Here is a 20,577-nt window from a genome sequence, read left to right as displayed (position 1 = left end):
GCCATGCCACGGCTGATCCCGGAGGACCCCGCCTTCACGACCGCGTCCGAGCGCAAGGTGTGGGAGCGGCTGCGCGACACCCTCGGCGACGACGACGTGCTGCTGGCCAACCTCCGGCTGACCGACGAGAGCAAGGACCACGAGGCCGACCTCGTCGTGCTCATGCCGGAGGTCGGCGTGCTCGTCCTCGAGGTGAAGGGCGGCAACATCCGCTGGGACGACGGCTGGATCGTGCAGCGCCACGGTCGTGACACCCCCGTCGACCCGGTCAGCCAGGCGCGAAGCACGAAGTACGCCCTGCGCCAGTACGTCGAGCGCAACCACCGCTGGACCCGCGGCCGGCGCGTGGCCTGGGCGCACGGCGTGGCCACCCCGTTCTCCGCGTTCGCCGAGGACTTCGAGGTCGCCGACCTGCCGAGGTATGCCCTGCATGACCGGGGTGACCAGGGCCCGTTGGCCGGCCGGCTCGCGGAGAACGCCCGCCGCCTCGCCCACGGCCAGCCCGCCCCGACGTACGACGACGTCGAGCTGATCGCGGAGATCCTCGACGGCCCCGTCCCGACCTCACTCGACGTCGTCGCCGAGGCCGAGGAGCGGGCCGCCGAGGCCGACCGGCTCACCCAGGAGCAGGCCACGCTGCTGCGTGTCACCCGGCTGCTCAACCGCGTCGAGATCCGCGGCGGCGCCGGCAGCGGCAAGACGATCCTCGCGCTGCAGCAGGCCAAGGAGCTGACCCGTGGCCGCGGTGACCGACCGGCGCAGCGGGTGGCGGTCATCTGCTACTCCATCGGCCTGGCCACCTTCCTCAAGCGGGAGGTCTCCACCTGGCACCGCAAGGACCGCCCCGCCTTCGTGGGCACCTTCCACGAGTTCGGCATGCAGTGGGGCGCCCCGGCTGAGACCGACCGCCAGCGCAGCGACTTCTGGGAGGTCGAGCTGCCGCAGACCATGGACCGCCTCGCCGCGAACCTCCCGGACCACGACCGCTACGACGCGATCATCGTCGACGAGGCTCAGGACTTCGCCGACCTCTGGTGGCAGCCGGTCATCAAGGCGCTGCGCGACGAGGCCGCCAGCGGGCTGTTCCTCTACTCCGACGAGAACCAGCGCCTCTTCGCCCGCTTCGGCCGCCCGCCGGTCGAGCTCGTGCCGCTGGTGCTCGACCACAACCTGCGCAACACGCGGCAGATCCACGAGTCGTTCGGACCGCTCGCGCCGAGCCGGATGTACTCGCGTGGCGGCACCGGGGTCGACGTACGCTTCGTCGCCGCCGACTCCCCGGAGGCTGTGATCGAGCTCGCCGACGAGGAGGTCGACCGGCTGCTCGACGCCGGCTGGCAGCCGCAGCACGTCGCCCTCATCACCACCGGCAGCCGCCACCCCGTCCAGGTCGAGCAGACCGAGGAGTGGGGCCAAGAGGGTTACTGGGACGGGTTCTGGGACGAGGAGATGGTTTTCTACGGCCACGTCCTCGGCTGCAAGGGGCTCGAGCGCCCGGCCGTCGTGCTCTGCGTCAACGAGGGCCGCGACCACGAGCGCGTCCGCGAGAAGCTGTACGTCGGCATGTCCCGGGCCACCGACCAGCTCGTCGTGGTGGGCGAGCCGGAGCGGGTCCGTGAGATCGGCGGCGACGCCGTCGCCCGCGAGCTCGGGATCTGACGGACAGCGCCAACCGGTCAGCCGGGGGAGTGCAGCCAGGGGTCCTTGAGGTCGAAGTACCTCGGCTCCCCGAGCGACAACGACTCGAGCTCCTTCATCATGCTCTCCATCTCCGGCGGCGGCTCCTTGCTCTCGCCCTCGCGCGCCTCCTCCTCTGAGGTGAAGTAGAGCGCCATCGTCCACGCGTCGCCGTCGTGCTGGACGTTGATCGAGCCGAGGATGTCGGGGCGGTACTTCTCGAAGTCGATGGAGTCGTCGTTCATCACCTCCCGGGCCCGGGCGGGGTCGCTCGTGCGTCCCTGCATGACCTGCACGAAGCCGGCCGCGTCCGGGTCGCCCGTCAGGTCGACGTCCACCTCGGTGCCGTCGTGGAACTCCGGCTCGCCGTCGAAGAGCTTCGCGGTCTCCTCCCACCACGCGGTCTGCTCCGGGCGGTCGCTGTTCTCCCGCGCGGCCTCGGGTGACTCGAAACGCGCGAGTGCCACGAAGGTCCCGTCCTCGGTCACTCCCGTCGTGCTGCCGAGCCACCCGGTCGCGCCAGGCGCCAGCTCCGAGCTCCACCGGTCCATCTGCGCGCGCATCGCCGCGGCGTCAGACACGCGTCCCTGGATCACCTGTACGAACATGTGCTTCCCCTTCTGTCCCGCCCTTCACCCCAGAAGGGCGTCTCGACGCTACGCCGCACGCCACGGGGGCGGCAGAGGCGAAAGGCTGCGGGCTGGACCAGGTGAGACCGGCAGGGGTCCGCGTCTCGACCACCCGCGGACGCAGGGGGAGAAGTTGCTCGGCTCGCTCTCAGCGATCCGTCGGCCTGAAGACGAATTGTCGCCTTAGTCTGGTGTCCTGGGAGAGGGGCGGCTACATGGGTGCGGGGGATTCAGCGCGGAACGAGGCGCAGCGGGTGCGGGAGCGCGCCGCCCGTCTGCAGCGGCGCGCGGAGATGTTCGACAAGGGCGCCGACGGCGAGGCCCGTACGGCGAAAGCGCTGTCGCGCCTGGGCCGCGACTGGGTCGTCCTGCACGATGTGCGCTGGCCCGGACGGCGGCTGGCCAACATCGACCACGTCGTCATCGGGCCGGGCGGCATCTTCGTCATCGACACCAAGAACTGGGCCGGACGCCTGACCGTCGAGGGTGCCGTGCTGCGCCAGGACGGCCGCTCCCGCGAGCGGACCGTGGCGGCCGCCGCCGACGCCGCGCTGGCGGTGGCCGAGCTGGCGCCGGCGTACGCGAGCCTGGTCCGCCCGGTCCTGTGCTTCGCGCGGGACGAGAACCTCTCGGGCTCGATGGGCGGCGTGATGATCTGCTCGACCTCGAACCTCCGGCGCATGCTGACCTCACGACCGCCGCTCCTCGTCAGCGCCCGGGTCAAGGAGGTGGCGAAGCAGTTCGACCGGCAGTTGCGGTCGGCGACCGAGCCGCGCACCGCTCCGAGCCAGTCGCCCGGTCGGACGCCGAGTCCGATGGCGACGCCGGCCCCGAGCCTGATGCCGAGCTCGCTGCCCTCCGCGCCATCACCCGTGGCGCCGGTCGTCCTGGCCGGCCCGGCCCCCGACGCCAAGCGGACGAAGCGACGCAAGGCCGCTCGCACGCTGTCGCGCACCCTCGTCGTCACCGCCCTCACCCTCGGCGCCGCGGCGGCGGCCCCGACGGTGCTGCCCCCGCTCGGTGAGAAGCTCGGAGAGTTCTTCACCGGTCAGCTGGAGCCTGAGACGGACAGCTGCGTCGAGCAGCCCCGCGAGCGCGTCCGCGAGAAGCCGCGCGCGAGCGACGACCGGTCCCGGGCCAACGCCCGGACCGACCGCGCAGCACCGTGCCCCGCCCCCTGACGCAGGATGCCCACGGCTGCGCCCCGCCAGTGACCCGGGACGGTCACGACCGCGCCGGCAGCACACCCGACGGCGTACACCCCCGGGAGTAGGCACCCGCCCGACTGCCTCCTCACGGCGGACGCGGGCGACCACCCCGCGCCGCGACGGTGGGTCCATGACCTCCCTGACGCAGACCCTCAGTCGCCACCCACGCCGGTCCCTGGCCGGCCTCCTGCTCTTCGTCGTCCTCGCCGGGTTCTTCGGCGGCTCAGTCGCCGGCGCCCTCGACGACGACGGCGGCTTCCTCCCCGCCGACGCCGAGTCGGCCGCCGCCGTCGAGGCGATCTCCGCCGCCACCGGCGAGGCGCCGTCGCCGGGCGTCGTCCTGCTCGTCGGGGAGGAGGACGGCCCGGCCGCCACCCCCGCCCAGGTCGAGTCGGCCACCGAGCGGCTCGGAGCCGTCGACGGCATCAGCAGCGTCGTCTCCGCCGCCAACGCCCCGCCCGGCGCCCGATCGGGCCTCGTCTCGGAGGACGGCACGCGCTCGCTCGTCCTCGGCACGCTCGCCGCGGGGGCGGACGACGGCGAGGTCGCCGACGCCGTTGTCGAGGCGTACGCCGACGACCCGGACGTCACCGTCGGCGGCTGGACCGTCGGCGGCACCCAGCTGGGCGAGACCGTCGAGTCCGACCTCGCCCGTGCCGAGACCTTCGCCTTCCCGCTCCTCATCGTGCTGTCGCTGATCTTCTTCGGCGGCCGCGCCGCCCTCATGCCGCTCGTCGTCGGCATCACGACCGTGCTCGGCACGTTCCTCGCCCTCCAGGGCATCAACCAGGTCTACGGCCTGAGCATCTTCGCCCTCAACCTCGTCATCGGGCTGGGCCTCGGCCTCGCCATCGACTACACGCTCTTCCTCCTCACCCGCTACCGCGAGGAGGTCGCGCGCCGCGGCGCCGGCCCCGACGCGATCGCGGTCACCATGCGCACCGCCGGCCGCTCGGTCGTCTTCTCCGCCGCCACGGTCGCGGTCGCGATGATCACCCTCACCGTCTTCCCCCTCGGTTTCCTCAAGTCGATGGGCATCGCCGGCGCCGTCGTGGCGGTCGTCGCCGCGCTCGCGGCCCTGCTGGTCTCCCCGATGGTCTTCGGCCTCTGGGGCGCCAAGCTGATGCGCCGCTCCCGCGGCACGGGCACCGACGGCCAGGGCCGGTGGTACCGCCTCTCCCACGCCGTCATGCGCCGCCCCGGCGCCGTCGCGGCCACGACCATGCTCGTCATGCTCGGCCTCGCCCTGCCGGCCCTCTCCGCCGTCTGGACGCCGGTCGACGAGTCCGTCGTGCCCCCGGAGGCCAGCGCCCGCGCCGTCTCCGACGCCGTCGAGGCCGAGTTCCCCGACAGCGGCACCAGCCCGATGACCGTCGCGATCGAGACCGACGGCACGGGCGCAGGCTCCGCCGGCCTCACGTCGTACGCCGAGCAGGTCGCGTCCCTGCCCGGTGTCGCCACGGTCGCCGAGCCCGTCCGGCTCGGACCGGACCTGTGGCAGCTCGACGTGGCCGTCACCGGGGAGCCGGACGACGCCCAGGCGCAGGACCTCGTCACCGAGGTGCGCGCCCTGGACGCGCCCTTCGAGACCCAGGTCGCCGGGCCGGCCGCCGACTTCGTCGACCAGCAGCAGGCCATCGCCGACGCCCTGCCGCTCGCCGCCGGACTTCTTGTCGGACTGACCATGATCGTGCTCTGGCTCTTGACCGGCTCGGTCGTGCTGCCGATCAAGGCGGTGATCATGAACGCGCTCACCGTCGGCGCCTCGCTCGGAGCACTGGTGTTCGTCTACCAGGGCGGGCGGTTCACCGACGTGCTCGGCTACACGCCCAACGGCGGGATCGAGCCGACCGACTTCCTCGTCGCCACTGCGCTCGTCTTCGCCCTCTCCACCGACTACGGCGTCTTCCTCCTCGGCCGCATCAAGGAGCTGCGCGACGCCGGCGAGGGGGAGCGGGAGTCGGTCTCCATCGGCCTGCAGCGCACCGGCGCCGTCGTCACCGCGGCCGCGATCCTGCTGGCCGTCGCCATCGGCGCCTTCGCCACCAGCTCGATCTCCTTCATCCAGCAGATCGGGATCGCCACCGCCTTCGGCGTCCTGGTCGACGCGTTCGTGGTCCGGTCGCTGCTGGTGCCGGCACTGATGGGACTGCTCGGCAAGTACAACTGGTGGGCGCCGATGCCGCTGCGCCGGCTGCACGACCGCATCGGCTTCCGGGAGGAGAGCGCGCCGCCCGCCGAGCGCGAGCTCGTACCTACTCCCTGAGGAGGATGACCGGGCGCGGGCCGGCGACTAGCGTCGGCGCATGAGCAACCGGCTCCGTCCCTTCCTCGTCGACGTCGGCATCGCCGTGGTCCTGGCCACGGCGATGCTGCGCGAGCTGGCGCTGGACACCGACTCCGACGCCGACACCACCCCGGCCGCGGTCGCGGTCATCGTGCTCGCCGTGCTGCCGGTCGCGCTGCTGCGCAGCCGCCGGCCCGGGTGGGCGCTGGCGCTGAGCATGCTGGCGCTGGTGCCGTTGCAGATGGTGATCCCGATCCACCAGACCATCCCGATCCCCAGCATGGTCGCGGGATACTCCTACGCCGTGGTCGCCGACCGGCGGCGGGCGGTCCTCGCCGCCTCGCTCGTCGCGCCCGCCGTGCTGGCCAACCTCGCGGTCGCGAGCGACCACGGGCTGCTGTCCTTCGAGACCTTCAAGAACCTGGCCTTCGTGTTCCTGCCGCTCGCCCTGGGCGCCGCCGCGCACGACCGCCGCGCCTACCAGGAGGCGCTCGTCGATCGGGCCGAGACGGCCGAGCGGACCCGCGAGGAGGAGGCGAAGCGCCGCGTCGACGAGGAGCGGCTGCGCATCGCCCGCGACCTGCACGACATGGTCGCCCACTCGTTGGTCGCCATCAACGTCCAGGCCGGCGTCGCCGCCCACGTCCAGGACCCTGACCCGGAGACCAACCGCCAGACCTTCCGCCACATCAAGCAGGTCAGCGGCGAGGCGCTGGCCGACCTGCGTACGACGCTCGGCGTGCTGCGTGCGGGCGACGCCGAGGCCCCGGTCGCACCCACGCCCGGCCTCGACCAGCTGCCCGATCTGGTCGCCGTGCTCGCCACCTCCGGGGTCACCGTCGACCTCGACGTGGATCCGGCTCTCACGGCCGGATCGAGGGCTGGGGCGAGCACGGTCGGCGCCGCGACGTACCGCATCGTGCAGGAGGCGCTCACCAACGTCATGCGTCACGCCGGCTCCGTGGGCGCTCGCGTGACCGTACGTCGCGACGGCGCGCGGCTGCGCGTGGAGGTCGAGAACGACGCCCCCGCCCCCGGACGACAGCCCACACCCGGGAGCGGCCATGGCGTCCAGGGAATGCGGGAGCGGGCCGCCGCGGCCGGTGGCACGCTCGACGCCGGCCCCACGCCGGAGGGCGGGTGGCGGGTGCGGGCGTCGCTGCCGCTCACCGCAGACGCGGCCGGCGAGACCGATCGCCCGGTCGAGCCGCTGGACGACGTACGCGCTCCCGATCCCTCCGCGCAGGGATCGGCGGTTCGGTGATCCGCGTCCTGCTGGTCGACGACCAGGCGCTGGTGCGCTCCGGCTTCCGGGTGCTGCTCGACGCCGAGCCCGAGATCACCGTCGTTGCCGAGGCCGCCGACGGCGAGGAGGCGGTCGCCCGGGCGCTCGAGACCCAGCCGGACGTCGTGCTCATGGACATCCGGATGCCGCGCCTCGACGGGCTCGAGGCCACCGCGCGCATCGTCGCCGACCCGCGGCTGGCCGACACCCGGGTCGTGGTGCTGACGACCTTCGAGCTCGACGACTACGTCTTCGGGGCGCTGCGGGTCGGGGCGTCGGGGTTCCTGCTCAAGGACATGGAGCCGGCCGCGCTCATCGAGGCGGTGCGCACGGTCGCGGGGGGCGACGCGCTGCTGGCGCCGCGAGTGACGCGGCGGCTGGTCGAGGCGTTCGTCGGGGGTCTCGACAGGCTCGACCACCAGGGTGACGACGGGCTCGACCAGCGGGGTATCGACGAGCTCGACCACCGGCGGGATGGCCGGCTCGCCGACCTCACGCCGCGCGAGCGGGAGATCCTGGCCCTGGTCGGCCGCGGGCTGTCGAACCACGAGATCGCCGAGGAGCTCGTGCTGTCACCGCTGACGGTGAAAACACACGTCTCCCGGCTGTTCCTCAAGCTCCAGGCGCGCGACCGCGCCCAGTGCGTGGTCATCGCCTACGAGAGCGGGCTCGTCGTCGCCGGCACCTGAGGTCTCGACGACGCTCGCTGGCGCTCGCTGCTCGACCACCGGGGGCAGCTCGTCGTCGCCGGCACCTGAGGTCTCGACGGCGCTCGCTGGCGCTCGCTGCTCCTTGGATCGAGCTCGTCGAGATCGACCACCGGGATCAGCTCGACCACCGGGATCAGCTCGACCACCGGGTTACCAGGTGGGTTCCTGGGCGGCATGGCGGTCCAGCAGGTCGCGGGCGTGCGTCCCGTCGGCACCCTCCTGGTCGAGCCCGCGGCGGAACGAGTCGAGCATCGCCTCGCCCGCGGGCCACGGCGGCAGCAGCGGCACGTCGGGGTCCACGACGGCCTCGAGCACGACGGGCCGGTCGGCGGCGAGCGCCCGGTCCCAGGCGGACCCGACGTCGGCCGGGTCGTCGACCCGGATCCCCTCGAGCCCGAGCAGGCACCCGTACTCGGCGTACGGGAAGGCCGGCAGCGCCTGGCTGACGGGGTAGCGCGGGTCCCCCTCGGTCTCGCGCTGCTCCCAGGTGACCTCGGCCAGCTCCTGGTTGTGCAGCACCAGCACCACGAAGCGCGGGTCGGCCCAGTCCTGCCAGCGGGACGCCACCGTGATGAGCTCGGCGAGGCCGTTCATCTGCATCGCACCGTCGCCGGCCAGCGCCACGACCGGCCGGGAGGGGTCGGCCAGCTTCGCGGCCAGGCCGTAGGGCAGCGCCGAGCCCATCGACGCCAGCGTCGAGGACAGGTGCGCGGGCACGCCGTCGGGCAGCGTGAGGTGGCGGGCGTACCAGTAGACGATCGAGCCCACGTCCACGCTGACCTGCGCGTCGGCGGGCAGCCGCGGCGACAGCTCGCGTACGACGAGCTCGGGGCTCAGCGGCCTGGCGGCCATCGCGGCCCGCTCCTCGGCGAGGGCGTGCCAGCGCTCCACCTGCTCGCGGACCTCGCCGTGCCACGACCGGTCGGACTTCTCCTCCAGCAGCGGCAGCAGGGCGGTCAGCGTCTCGGCGGCGTCGCCGGTGAGCCCGACCTCGACCGGGTAGCGGTTGCCGAGGTGACGGCCGTCGATGTCGACCTGCACCGCCCGGGCCTGGCCGGGCTCGGGGTAGAACTCGGTCCACGGGTCGTGGCTGCCCACGATGAGCAGGGTGTCGCAGTGGTGCATCAGCCAGCCCGACGCGGTCGTGCCGAGGTGACCCATCACGCCGCAGCTGTCCGGGGCGGTCTCGTCCCACCACGGCTTGCCGAGCAGGCTCGTGGTGACACCGGCGCCCAGCCGGTCGACGACGGCCCGCACCTCGGCGGTCGCGTCCTTGGCGCCCTGGCCGACGAGCAGCGCGACGCGCTCGCCGGCGTTGAGCACCTCGGCGGCGGCGGCCAGGTCGGTCTCGAGCGGCAGCACCCGCGGCTTGCGCCACTCCGGGGTCGTGACCATCACGCCGTGGGTGTGGGGCGGCTCCTCCGGTGCCGGCGCGACCTGCACGTCGTGGGGCAGCACGACCACGCAGGGCGAGCGCGTCGCCAGCGCGGTGCGGAAGGCCCGGTCGATGACCATGGCGGCCTGCTCGGGCGCCAGCACCATCTGCAGGAACTGCGCCGAGACGTCCTTGAAGAGGCTGGTGAGGTCGATCTCCTGCTGGTACTCCGCCCCCAGGGCGGTCGTGGGCTGCTGGCCGACGATCGCCACGACGGGCTGGTGGTCGAGCTTGGCGTCGTACAGGCCGTTGAGGACGTGGACCGCCCCGGGGCCCTGGGTGGCGACCACGACCCCGACGCCGCCGGTGTACTTGGCGTGCCCGACAGCCATGAGGGCGGCGGTCTCCTCGTGGCGCGCCTGCACGAAGGCGGGGTCGCCGTAGGCGCGCCTGAGCGCACCCATGACGCCGTTGATGCCGTCACCGGAGTAGCCGAAGACCCGGGGGACGCCCCAGGCACGCAACCGCTCGACGACCAGGTCCGCGACCAGTCGCTCCGTCATGGGTTCTCCTCGGGGGGGTGGACCTGGCGGTACCCACCGTCGTCGGATCCATCCGGCGGGGCCGCGGGACCGGTGCCCGTGGTGTCGCCCGCCGTCGCGAGGGGAACGTGTCCTGTCATGAGCCTGCCCAGCCTGCGTCACGCCAACGCTCACTTCGTCACTCCGCAGCTGCTCGTCGGGGGAGACCTGTCGTTCGACCAGTCGATGGCGGCCGGTCAGCTCGAGGAGCTCGTGGCCGCCGGGGTGACGCACATCGTCGACGTCCGTGTGGAGGCGAACGACGCCGACCTGGTGGCGGAGCTCGCGCCGGAGGTCGGCTACCTCCACCACGGCATCGACGACGCCGGGCAGCGGGTGGCGGCCGACTTCTTCGACACCACGGTCGGTTTCGCCGTCGAGGCCATCGACGCCGGCGGCATCGTGCTGGCCCACTGCCACATGGGCATCAACCGCGGGCCGTCGCTGGGGTTCGCCGTCCTACTGCACCAGGGGTGGGACGCGGTCGAGGCGCTCACCGCGATCCGGGAGGCCCGCGAGATCGCGTACGTCGACTACGCCGGCGACGCGCTCGTGTGGCACCACAAGCGGCTCGGCCACAGCAGCTCCGAGCTGTGGCAGGACCTCGAACGGGTCGCCGAGTGGCGCCGTGAGAGCCACCTCGACGTCGTCGAGGTGATCCGCAAGAAGCGGCTCGAGGAGCGCTGAGCGACCTCCCGGCCCGAGCAGATCGGGCAAAGGGAACAACGCACTCACCGCGAGCCGGGCTTCTGGTCACTTCGGACCATTGCGACCCTCCGGGGCCGGTGCGAATGCTGGGAAAGTAAAGGAACGGCGGCTCGGGCGTCCCACGAGGGGAGTCGCATGCGGGTAGGAAGTTCGACCATCGCCCCCGGCTCGACCGCCGGGGGACGCAGTGACTGAGGGGCTGCCCCTGCTGGTCTCAGCGCTGGCTGCTGCGGCGCCCGACCCGGCGACGGCGCGCGTCCGTCTGGAGGCCGCGGCGCAGCAGGTCCGCGCCGCCGCCGCCGGCCAGGTGCAGGCGGCGCTGCAGCAGTGGCGCACCGAGCTCGCGCAGGTCGCCGGCGGCACCCGAGCCGACGCGGAGCGCCTGATCGGCGAGGCCCTGGCCCTGCCGCCGATCCCCGGCCTCGACGCCGGGCTCGCCCGCACCATCTTCGACGGCGACCCCCGCATGCTCGCCGGCTGGCGCACGGAGGCGCCGCTGGGCCCCCTGGCGATGCGCGCCCAGCACACCGCCGTGACGACCGCCCGGGCGCAGGGCGAGGCCCTGCTCGTGGGCCTTCTGCCGGCCAGCGGCCTCGCCGGCGCCCTCGACGCCGGCCCGACCAAGCTGCGCGGCGGCTTCCTGGTCGACGCCGACCGCCGCGGCGCGACGGGGCACCTGTCCTTCAACGCCGGCGCGATCGCCGCCGGCGCGCTCGGACGCCTGGCCGTCGACGGAGGCACCGTCTCGTTCGTCGCGATCCTCGGCGCCCGCTTCACCCCCGGGATCCAGCTCGGCTTCGGCTTCGAGATCTCCAGCCTGGGCGGCGTCGTCGGCGTCAACGTCGGCGTCGACTCCGACGTCCTGCGCCGCCGGCTGCGCGAGGGGACCGCGCTCGCGCTGTTCTTCCCCGCCGACCCGAGCGCCGGCGACCGCCTCCTGCCCGCCGTGCGCGAGACCTTCACGAGCCGCTCCGGCAGCGTCGTCGTGGGCCCGTCGGTCGAGCTGACCTGGCTGCAGGTCGGCGGCGCCTCCCTGCTGCGCATCTCCCTCGTGCTGCTCCTCGAGCTGCCCCGCGGTCGCGTGCTCGTGCTCGGACGGGGCGCGGTGGCGATCCCGCCGATGCTCGACCTGCGCCTCGACCTGCTCGGCGAGATCGACGTCCCGCGCGGCTACTACGCCGTCGACCTCGCCGTCGTCGAGGGCCGGGTGATGGGGATCTTCCGTGCCGGCGGCACCGCCGCGATGCGCATCTCGACCGCGCGGCCGGCGTACACGCTGTTCACCCTCGGCGGCTTCTACCCCGGCTACCGCACCCAGGTGCCTGGCCTCCCGGAGCAGCGGCGCATCTCGTTCGGCCCGAGCATCCCGCTGCCGCTGACCTTCCGCTTCGAGGGCTACCTCGCCTTCACCGGCGGCACGTTCCAGGCCGGCGCGCGCTTCGAGATCGGCTTCGACGTCGGGATCCTCTCCGCGCACGGCTTCCTGTCCTTCGACGCCATCGCCCAGCTCGACCCCTTCCACCTGCACGTCGACCTGCACGGCGGCGTGGAGATCGAGGCGCTCGGGATCGACTTCGCCGGCGTCGACTTCCACGGCTCGCTCGACGCCCCCGGCCCGGTCGTGGTGCGCGGCCGCGTGCGGGTCAGCTTCATGGGCGCCAAGGCCTCGTGGAACGACCGCTTCGTGCTCGGCTCGTCGGACCGGGCTCCCGAACCCCCGCTGGCCGAGCGCGTCGCGGCCGCGCTCGCCGCCGAGGTGGTGCCTGCCAACATCAGCGGTACGGCGGGCCACGACCCGCACGTCGTGCTCGACGCCCCGAGCCGGACGGCAGAGGGCGTCGCGGTCGTCCACCCGTTGGGAGCGGTCCGGTGGAGCCAGACCCTCGCGCCGCTCGACCACGACCTGCAGCGCGTCCAGGGTCGGCGCGTCGGGCGCACCACCCGGGTGGGCGTCGCCAACCTCGCCGCAGGCGGGACCGCCGGCGTCGTGGCGCCCTTCGCCCCGGCCTCCTTCCGTGACGCCGATCGCGACCAGCTGCTGTCGCTGCCGGCCTTCGAGGACCTGCCGTCCGGCGTCGAGGTGCCGCTGCTGCCGAGCGCCGCTGCAGCGCGTGACGCCACCCTGGACTACCGCAACGTCTTCGCCCCCGGGGACCGCCTGCCCAGCGCGACGACCCTCGCCCTCAGCTCGGCGCTGCTGTCCCGCCTGGCCGCCAGCCAGGGCCCGGCCGAGACCCGGTTGAAGGACGCCCGGCTCTCGGTGGGGCCGGAGGCCTGGTCGGTGCGGGAGCTTGCGCGACCCGACCGCGCCGACGAGGCCCGGTCGTGGACGGCCTCGGTGGTGGACGCCGCGACGGACCGGGCCGCAGGCCGGGACGCCGTCGCGCTGCCGCTGGGCGAGCCGGCCTTCTCCGTCGCCGACGTCTGGGGGGCGCCGTGATCGAGGAGCTGGCCTTCGCGGCGTGGTCGCGCCGGGGCGGTGCCGGGGCGGCGCCGGTCGGCGGGCGTCCGACCACCGACGTCGCCTTCGAGCTGCGCGACGACCGCGAGTCGGTGCCGAGCCTGCTGCGCTTCGCCCAGCCCGGGCCCGCCGACGTCCGGGCGCTGCAGCCCGGCGCGATCCGCCAGGTCGTGCCTCCGCCGGGGGACCGCGACGCCGACGAGGAGCACTGCCCCTACGTCGAGCTCGCCACCGAGGACCTGCCGTGGCGCTACGGCCTCACCGACGGCGGCCCGCCCCGCCCGTGGTTGGCTCTCGTCGTCGGGGAGCCCTCCGACGTGACCGTCGCCGGCGACCGGGCGACCCTGGGCACCACCACCCAGGCCGACCACGACCTCGTGCGGGTCCGGCTCTGGGCCCACGTGCAGCGACCCCGCACAGCGTCGGCGGGCTCCGGCTTCTCCCGCGTCGTGAGCCCCGCACGGCTGCTGGCGGACCGCGACTACGTGGCTGCCCTCGTGGTGCCGTGGAAGGACGGCGGGCCGGCGTGGGACGGGAGCGCGCCCGCGGAGGTGCTCTGCCTCCACTCCTGGACCTTCCGCACCGGCGCCGCGGGCACGTTCGACGACCTCGCGCTGCAGCTGCACGCCGCGGACAACGACGAGGTCGGCACCGTGAAGGTCGCCTTCGGCGGCGAGGAGGTCGAGGTCCCGGGCGCCCTCACCACGCTGGGCTTCACCTGGGACCCGATCGAGCCCGGGAGCCCGGCCCGCGACCACGACGTGCTCACGGTCGAGACGGATCGGCAGGGGCGTGAGTACGTCCAGCCCCCGGCGTACGGCGACGCCTGGGTGGGGCATGCCGAGGTGCGCGCCGAGGTCGAGGCGGCCCGGCCGCTGCCGGACGCGCAGTGGCCGTGGACGGCGCAGGTCAACGCCGACCTGCGGGTGCGGGCCATCGCCGGGGTCGGTCTGCAGGCCGGCATCGACCTGCAGGAGCAGATCGTCGCGGCCGCCGACGCCCAGTGGGGCCAGGGGCGCTGGACCGCCGACCTGATCGGCTCCCTGGCGCTCGGGACCGCCGCCGCCGAGGCGCAGTGGCGACGCCGGCTGCCCGCGGACCCGGCGTCGCAGCTCGGGCTGCTCGGCCCGGCGGCGCACCGGCTGCCGGTCGACGACCACCCCACCGCCACCTCCCTCGCTGGCGCGCTGGGCGAGCCCGAGCCGGGGTCGGCGGCGTACCCGGTCGGGCTGCTCGGCCCCCAGGTCGCGCGCGCCGTCGGGCGCGACCGGCTGCGGGACGCCGGAGGCCAGGTCGAGCTGCAGCAGCGCGCCGCCGAGGGCCTGCCGGTCCCGGCCCGGCCGAAGGACGACATCGCCACCGGCGCCGACCCGTGGGAGGTCGAGGCCGGGCACCTCGACGGCCTCGGGCACCGGCTGGAGCAGACCAGCGGGGGAGCGACGAGCGCCGAGGAGGTGGACCGGACGCTGCGCGGGGTGCTCAACGAGCTCGAGGTGCCGATCGTGGTCGACGTGGAGCCCACCGACCCGCCGCGACGCGTCCGGCCCGAGGCGGTCGTCGACGTGCTCGTGGCGGGTGCGACGTCGGGGTCGGCCCGCCGTCGGGTGACCGGCCGCCTGACCGGTCACGACGACGAGGAGCCGCTGGCCCCGCTGCGCGACTGCCCCGACATCGACCTGCCGGCCTGGCCCTACGTGCGTGACGTCGTGCCGCACTGGCTGCTGCCGGGGGCCGAGACCCTCGGGCCCGGCGAGGTCGTCGCCATGCGCACGTGCCCGGAGTTCGTCGAGGCGTTCCTGCTCGGGCTCAACCACCGCGCGCTGGGGGAGCTGTCGTGGCGCCAGCACCCGGTGGCGGTCGGGTGCACGCCGCTGCGCCGGTTCTGGGACGCCGCCCCGGACGACGGCGAGCCGGAGACCGCGGGGGAGGACGTCCAGCCGGTGAGGCGGTGGCTGGACGGCAGCCGGCTGGGTTCCCACGCCCCGGCGGGGGTGCGGGCCGAGCGGCTCGTCGTGGTGGTGCGCTCCGAGCTGTTCCGGCGCTACCCCCGCACCCTGCTCTTCCTCGCCCCGCACACGCCGGGGACCGGGTTCGCCGACCGGAAGCCCGACCTCGCGCGACCGGTCCTGCCGCGCTCGGTCTCCGCCATGGGACCGGACCTCACGATGTTCGCCTTCGACCGCGACCCGGACGTCGTCGACGACCACTGGGTCGTCGTGCAGGAGATGCCCGAGGGGATCCGGTTCGGCCGCACCGTCACCGCGGCCGACAGCGCGGCGTGGGCGAAGGCCAACCTGGACAAGCCGTTGCGGGTGCTGCTCGAGGGGCCCGCCACCGTGGGGGTGTCCGGATGAGCGGCAGCGTGGGCGTGCTCCTGCCCGCCCGTCTCGAGACCCGCTTCGACCTGCTCGACGGCGGCTGGCGGCTCCGCCTGCTGGTCGTCCCCGGCGAGGCGTCCGTCGACGTCCACGACCCGGTGGTGCGTCACGACGAGCTCGACCGCCTCGAGGCGGCCGCGGCCGCCTGCGACGGGCGGCTGCTCGAGCCCGAGGGTGCCCGTGCTTTCGAGTCGCTCGCACAAGAAATAGGTGCTGGTCGTGCGCTGTGGCTCGTGCGCACCCGCTTCGCGGTCGCTGCGGACGGCTGGTCCGTCGACCGTGCCGAGGCCGTCGCGCGTGGTGACGTGGAGCCTGCGCCGGCGACCATGAGGGGCCTACCCGAGGAGCTGCAGGTCTGGGCCGAGACGGAGTCCGGCCACCACCTTCTCGACACGCTAAGACCCCGCGCCCGCTCGCTGCCCGTCCAGCCGCCGCGCAATGACCCGGACACGGGCGAGGCGACGAACGTCTTCTGGGCCTCGTGGCGGGTCCTGCGACGGGCGGGGCTGGCGACCACGATCGACCTCGGTGCCTGGCCCCTCGAGCCGCAGCACCTCCGCCGCCTCGTGGTCGTCGGGGTGGGGACGACCCCGGCGGCGGACCTGTTCACCGCGCACGCGCACGCCGGCAACGCCGCGCTGCTGCCTCCCGGCACCCCGACCAACGTGACCGCCGGCGCCGGTCACCCGCAGCCCACCCCCCGCGCCCACCACGCGCTGCTGCTGCCGCGCGACGTCCCCGTGCCGCTGGCCGACACCGGCGAGACGGCCACGGCGGACCTGGCCCGCGCCGTCACCGGCGACCCCGCGGGGCTGCCGCGGCTCGTCGGTGGCGACGTCGACCACCGCGGCGCCCAGCACGGCCTCGTGGGCGTGGCGTGGCCGTCGCTGTGGGGGCACGCCGCCCAGGACCTGTGGGGGCCGGACGACGCGTGGCCGGCGGACGAGCTGGGGCGCTGGGTCCTCGACCACCTGCTCCCGCAGGGCCCGCTGGCCACGCTGCTCGTCGACGACCAGCCGTACGGCGTGCTCCCGCTCACCCCGCTCGTCGGGGCGGGGGACGGCCACCCGGTCGACGACCGTCTGGCGCCGGCGCTCGAGGTGGCGCTGGACGAGGTCGCCCGGCTCGCGCGGGAGGACGACGACACCGTGCTCGAGGCCGACGGCGAGCGCCTGCTCCGGGTGCTCGGGCGGACGCCGACCTCTCCCTCGTGGGCGTGGCGGTGGAGCCTGCCGGTGCGGCACCTCGGCCCCGACGTCCAACGCACGCAGGAGGACGCGGTCACCGAGCTCTTCGGCCGCGCCGGCCTCGACGTGGGCCGGGCGACGGACCCTCCGGTCACCGTCGGGCACCGCAGCCCCGTCCTGGAGGCGCCGGCCGAGCCGCGGGCACGCCGCGACGACCCCGCGACCGCCGACCAGTGGGCCCTCGTCGAGCGGATGTTCGACGAGGTCGCCGGCAACACCTCCGACGACCGGCTGCGCGACGTGCTCGCGACGCGGCTGGAGGACGAGCCTCTGCGGGTGCTGCTCGGCTGGCTGTGGCACCGCCTCGGCCGGCTGCGCGACGGGGCGACGCCTGAGATCTGCCTGGAGGGCCTCGGTGACCCCTGGCCGGACAGCCTCCTCGTCCACCTCGTGCGCTCCTCGGTCCTCGAGACGTGGCGCTGGGGGGTCTGGGCGGCCGACGGCGCGTCCGGACCGCTCCCGGGCGGTGGCCCGACGCTGCGCGACCACGGCAACAGCGCGTGGACCTCCCCAGGAGGGGACACCTCCTGGGTGCAGAAGCACCTCGACCGGATGCTCGACGCCCTCCACACGCTCGCCGTCGTCCCCCTGGGCCGGCGCGGTGACCTCGACCGGGCGACCGCAGCGCTCGTCGACACGGCGACGCACCGCATCGACCCCTGGGCCGTCGGGCTGGCGTGGCGCCGACTGCGGCTGCGCGACGACGCGCCGCGGGTGCTCGGTCTCTACGGGTACGTCGACCGGCCGTGGCGCGGGCAGCCGGGGCTCGGTCGCGGCGGGGTCACCCTGGCCCCCTCGCCCGACCAGGCCAAGACCGCGGCCATCCTGCGCGACCGGGCCGTGGCCCAGCACGAGGACGGGCTCCCGCCGGCCGGGCTGAATGACGTCGCGCTCGACTCCGAGCGCGTGCGGCTCACGCTGCGGGTCACCCGGGCGGTGCGGGAGGGGGCGCACCCGGCCGAGGCGCTCGGCCGCGAGATCGAGCGGCTGCTCCCGGGCGACCCGGAGGTGCGCGAATTCCGGCGGGCCTACCCCGCGCACCGCACGGACGCGGGTCGACGTACCTGCGACGGGCTGAAGGCGCTCGCCGCCGTGCGCGCCGGCACGATCGAGACCGACACCGGCTTCGCGCCGGAGAGCGAGGTGGCCCGGCGGTTCGGGCTGCTCGCGGAGCTGCCCGCCGACCTCGCCGACCTGCTCGTCGCCGAGGCGGTGCACGACACCGTCACTGGCGGCGCGGCCCAGGCAGCGGTCGCGCTCGACGCCGCCTCCGGACTGGCCGCCCCACCGCCGCTGCGCTTCCCGGCCACGCCCGCCGGTGGCGTCCCGCTGCGCACGACGGTGCACGTGGTCCTGCCCGACGTCGCCGCCGCACGTGCAGCCACGGTCCCTGCCGACGCGTGCCCGCCGGCGTCGGCTCACCTCGACGACGCGCTGCCCGACCCGGACGACGTCGCCTGGCTCTGGTCGGCAGGCGGCGCCGGCGTGACCCTGGCGGACCTCGGCCTGACCGTGGCCGACCTCGTCGCGGTCGACGACGACACCCTGCTGGCCGAGGTGGCCGCCCGGCTCGGAGCCGCACCCAGCGACGTCGTGCCCGCGACCGGGCTGCCCGAGGCCCGCCGGCGCATCGACCTGCTCGCGCGGTGCTCCCCGGGCGCCGACCTCGAGCCGGACGCCCGCGACGACCTCGTGGACCGGGTGCGGGAGCTGCGCGCGGCCGCCCGGGCCCTCGCGGAGGACCTGGAGCTCCTCGACGAACGTGCCGACCTGCCGGCGGCGCTGGCCCGGCGCGCGCTCCGCTGGGGCGTCCGTGGACCCGCCGGCGTCGCCGCGTCGCGGGTGCGGGCGCTGCTGCCCGTCCCCACGGACGGTGCCGGCCCCGACGTTGTCGCGCTGCCGGTCACGGACCCGGTCGCGGAGCTGCAGGCGTTCGGCGGCGGAGCCGGGGCGGCGCCGGGGTCACCGGCACGCCGTGGGCCGCTGCTGCTGCCGGCGCGGACGCTGCCGCCCGTGGGGGCCGACGTGGCCGACGACTGGCGCGAGGTGTTCGGGCGGGTGCGCAGCACGGTCACGCTGGTGCCCCTCGGCTGGGCGTGGCAGCACGGCGCGTCCGACGACCCCTGGACGGGGCGGCCCGAGGAGGGCGGCGGACGGGTCTCCGACGTCGTCGTGGGTCCGCAGGGGCGGGGTGGACCGCTCGCGACCGGCGTCCTGGACGCCTGGACGGAGACCCTCCCCGCACGCGAAGTACCCGTGACCGCAGCGTTCTCGTTCCACACCCCGGGCGCCCGGCCTCCCCAGGCGATCCTGCTCGCCGTACCGGCGCGCGAGGGCGAGGAGGTCGACGTCGCGACGGCACGCGACGTCGTGCGCCAGGCCGCGCTGCTCTCCCGCGCCCGCAGCGTGCCGCCCTCGCGCCTCGGCTCCGTCGGGGCGCTGCTGCCCAGCCTGCACCTGCCGGCCGGGGAGCGCGGCGGCGTCGAGCTGCAGGGCGTGCCGGTCTTCGGCGGCAGGAGCCGCGGCCTGCACGTGCGCCTCGAGCCGGTGCCGCCGGACGCCGCCGACCTCGACGCCGGGCTGCGCGCGGAGGTGGGCGACCCGGTGTGGATGCTGGCGCGGCAGTGGCAGCTGGGTGAGCACGCGGGGGAGGACGCGTCGAGCCCGGTGGAGTACCGCCTGCGGGCCTCCCGTACGCCGCTGCGCGCGCCGGCCGGGCGGCCGTTCGCCGACCCCCGGCGGCTGCCGGGCGAGGCGGTGCTGGAGGCGGCGGCGGGCGACGTGCTGCTGCCCGGACCCGTCCGAGGACGCGGCGACCCCTGGGACCCGGTCGGGCTCTGGCACAGCGCCGAGCCCCAGGCGGGTGCGGCACCGTTCTCCGCGCGCGAGCACGACGGCGGCGAGGCCGACTGGTGGTCGCTCGATCTCGGCCCGCTCGACGGTGGGCCGGCCACGCCGTTCACCCCGGTCGCCCGCCGTCGTCGCTTCCGCGGTCTGCCCGGCCGGATGGACTACCCGGGCGCGCCCGAGCCCGGCTGGTTCACCCTCGAGGACCCGCAGCGGACGGTGACCGGGCACCTGCCCGACCCCACCCACGTCTCGTCGCTGTTCTTCCTCGACGTCGTGGCCGGTCACGCCACCGACTGGTACCTCGCCAACCTCCCCACCCCGCCGGGTCACGTCGTACGCCTGGAGGACCTGCAGGTGCGGGACTCCTTCGGGGACCTCTGGCCTCCCGAGGGCGAGGGCTGGCGCCGGGAGGCCGACGGGTGGACGACGCCGTTCCGCACGAAGGGGCTGGAGCCCCACGACCTCCTCGCGTGGTTCGCCACGCCGCCGCCCCTCCACGGCGACGTGCTCGAGCAGGTGGTGATGGGCGTCGACGAGGACGCCGACCTGCTCTGGGTCGTCGAGGAGCGGATCGACGGGCACGACGCACCGGGCCCGTCCGGTGCCACGGTCGGCTCGCCGTCCGGGGTCGCCGCGGGTGACCGCGTGGTCGGCACGCCGCCGCTCGGCTACCGGCTCACCGCGCCGTCCCCCGGACCGTGGCACCCCTACCCGGCGGTCGACCCGTCCGCGGGTGGGCCCCGGCGGTTCCGGCAGGGCAGGTTGCGGGTCGCGGGCGACGGTGCCCCCGAGGACAACCCGTTGCCCGACCCGAGCAGCCGCTTCCTCGCGGGTCGCCGCGGGAAGGTGCTGCCGGAGATCGACCCGGCGGCGGTCCCGGCCGGAGGGCTCCGGCTCGAGCGGCGGTGGGTGCTGGCGCGGGCACGCGACGGACGACCGGTGCTGTGGCAGCAGCGGCGTCGGCTCGCGCCGCGCACGGCGCCGGCCTTCGCGGTCGGTCACGACCGCACGGCACCGCGGTAGCCGTCGGACCCTCGGCCCGAGGCATCCGGAGTTCGTCGACGCACCGTCACGGCACGATCGTCGCCCGTCGCGTAGAGCCGGCGTGCCGACGGGCAGGCAGGTCGGCCCGACCCGGGGCCAGAACGCCCCTGGGCCGGTCACCTGCCTGCCCGCCGGTC

General features: G+C 75.1%; 11 protein-coding genes. 9 read left to right on the top strand and 2 right to left on the bottom strand.

Features of this window, described 5'->3' with window-relative positions; translation table 11 throughout:
• The first annotated feature begins 3 nt into the window (after positions 1-3).
• Positions 4-1,659, top strand: a complete 1,656-nt coding sequence (locus G7072_RS13815) for an NERD domain-containing protein (RefSeq protein ID WP_166087306.1) — start codon at positions 4-6, stop codon at positions 1,657-1,659.
• 17 nt (positions 1,660-1,676) lie between these two features.
• Here the strand turns inward: G7072_RS13815 and G7072_RS13810 are convergent, their stop codons facing one another.
• Positions 1,677-2,285 (bottom strand): hypothetical protein, encoded by a 609-nt coding sequence (locus G7072_RS13810; protein ID WP_166087304.1) that lies wholly within the window; start codon positions 2,283-2,285, stop codon positions 1,677-1,679.
• 212 nt (positions 2,286-2,497) lie between these two features.
• On the opposite strand from G7072_RS13810, the gene G7072_RS13805 reads away from it, so the two are divergent.
• The 4 genes from G7072_RS13805 to G7072_RS13790 all read left to right on the top strand — a co-directional run bounded on the left by G7072_RS13805 (position 2,498) and on the right by G7072_RS13790 (position 7,775).
• Positions 2,498-3,487: an NERD domain-containing protein gene (locus tag G7072_RS13805; protein WP_166087302.1), complete on the top strand. Its 990-nt coding sequence runs from the start codon at positions 2,498-2,500 to the stop codon at positions 3,485-3,487.
• Positions 3,488-3,644: 157 nt separating this feature from the next.
• Positions 3,645-5,780 carry an MMPL family transporter gene (locus tag G7072_RS13800; RefSeq protein ID WP_166087298.1) on the top strand — a complete coding sequence of 712 codons (2,136 nt, stop codon included), beginning with the start codon at positions 3,645-3,647 and terminating at the stop codon, positions 5,778-5,780.
• 40 nt (positions 5,781-5,820) lie between these two features.
• Positions 5,821-7,065 (top strand): sensor histidine kinase, encoded by a 1,245-nt coding sequence (locus tag G7072_RS13795; protein WP_166087297.1) that lies wholly within the window; start codon positions 5,821-5,823, stop codon positions 7,063-7,065.
• Positions 7,062-7,775 (top strand): response regulator transcription factor, encoded by a 714-nt coding sequence (locus G7072_RS13790; protein ID WP_166087295.1) that lies wholly within the window; start codon positions 7,062-7,064, stop codon positions 7,773-7,775. Before G7072_RS13795 ends, G7072_RS13790 begins: the two co-directional genes overlap by 4 nt.
• Positions 7,776-7,946: 171 nt before the next feature.
• Here G7072_RS13790 and G7072_RS13785 read toward each other — a convergent pair whose 3' ends face one another.
• Positions 7,947-9,734 (bottom strand): thiamine pyrophosphate-requiring protein, encoded by a 1,788-nt coding sequence (locus G7072_RS13785; RefSeq protein ID WP_166087293.1) that lies wholly within the window; start codon positions 9,732-9,734, stop codon positions 7,947-7,949.
• Positions 9,735-9,851: 117 nt separating this feature from the next.
• Here G7072_RS13785 and G7072_RS13780 point away from each other — a divergent pair, with 117 nt between their 5' ends.
• The 4 genes from G7072_RS13780 to G7072_RS13765 all read left to right on the top strand — a co-directional run bounded on the left by G7072_RS13780 (position 9,852) and on the right by G7072_RS13765 (position 20,419).
• Positions 9,852-10,439: a dual specificity protein phosphatase gene (locus G7072_RS13780; protein WP_166087291.1), complete on the top strand. Its 588-nt coding sequence runs from the start codon at positions 9,852-9,854 to the stop codon at positions 10,437-10,439.
• 208 nt (positions 10,440-10,647) lie between these two features.
• Positions 10,648-12,900 carry a DUF6603 domain-containing protein gene (locus G7072_RS13775; RefSeq protein WP_166087289.1) on the top strand — a complete coding sequence of 751 codons (2,253 nt, stop codon included), beginning with the start codon at positions 10,648-10,650 and terminating at the stop codon, positions 12,898-12,900.
• Entirely contained in the window at positions 12,897-15,275 is a 2,379-nt protein-coding gene (locus G7072_RS13770) for a hypothetical protein (protein ID WP_166087287.1), read from the top strand. Before G7072_RS13775 ends, G7072_RS13770 begins: the two co-directional genes overlap by 4 nt.
• Positions 15,272-20,419, top strand: coding sequence for a hypothetical protein (locus G7072_RS13765; RefSeq protein ID WP_166087285.1), 5,148 nt, complete (start codon positions 15,272-15,274; stop codon positions 20,417-20,419). Before G7072_RS13770 ends, G7072_RS13765 begins: the two co-directional genes overlap by 4 nt.
• The last annotated feature ends 158 nt before the right edge of the window (positions 20,420-20,577 follow it).

This window comes from Nocardioides sp. HDW12B (genome assembly GCF_011299595.1).
Taxonomy (GTDB): Bacteria; Actinomycetota; Actinomycetes; order Propionibacteriales; family Nocardioidaceae; genus Marmoricola_A.
Note: the sequence above shows the minus strand (reverse complement) of the source record. Positions and strands in the feature narration are given on the sequence as shown.